This window comes from Caballeronia sp. GAFFF2, assembly GCF_023631485.1.
Classification (GTDB): Bacteria; Pseudomonadota; Gammaproteobacteria; order Burkholderiales; family Burkholderiaceae; genus Caballeronia.
On the sequence record NZ_JALQDA010000096.1, the window covers coordinates 1 to 656 of the forward strand.

The 656-nt window shown below is 62.0% G+C and carries 1 protein-coding gene; it reads right to left on the minus strand.

The window, feature by feature from the left end; all coding sequences use genetic code 11:
- The coding region (locus tag NCT04_RS34270; protein WP_250470278.1) for an IS256 family transposase at positions 1-656 on the minus strand (656 nt) is incomplete at both ends.

The window sequence follows — 656 nt, forward strand, 5'->3', positions numbered from 1 at the left end:
CAGCCAGTCCCTTCAGGCCGTCGACCACCGCGATCAGGATGTCCTGGCAGCCCCGGGTCTTCAGTTCGTTGAACACTTTCAGCCAGAACTTCGCACCTTCGGTCTGTTCGATCCACAGGCCGAGCACATCGCGCTGGCCGTCGGCCTGAATGCCCAGCGCCAGATACACCGCCTTGTTGCTCACCACGCCGTCGCCACGGATCTTCACACGCAGCGCGTCGAAGAACACCACCGGGTACATCGGCTCAAGCGGACGGCTTTGCCAGGCGAGCGCTTCAGCCATCACTTCGTCGGTGACCGAGCTGATGAAATCGGGCGAAACCTCGGTGCCATAGGCTTCGGCCAGAAACGCCTGGATCTCGCGCACACTCATGCCGCGCGCGTACATGGCGATGATGCGCTCGTCGAAACCGGTAAAACGGCGCTCGTGTTTCGGAATCAGGATGGGTTCAAAACTGCCGTCACGATCACGCGGCAGATCGACCCTGAGCGGGCCATAATCGGTGATGAGCGTCTTGCCGCTGGCGCCGTTACGTTCGTTGTCCTGGCCGTCGGGTTTCGGCTGCCCCGCCAGGTAGCCCAGATGCATCTTCATCTCGGCGCCCATCGCGCGCTCGATGAGTGCCTTGTTGAACGCCAGCATCAGGTCCTGGACC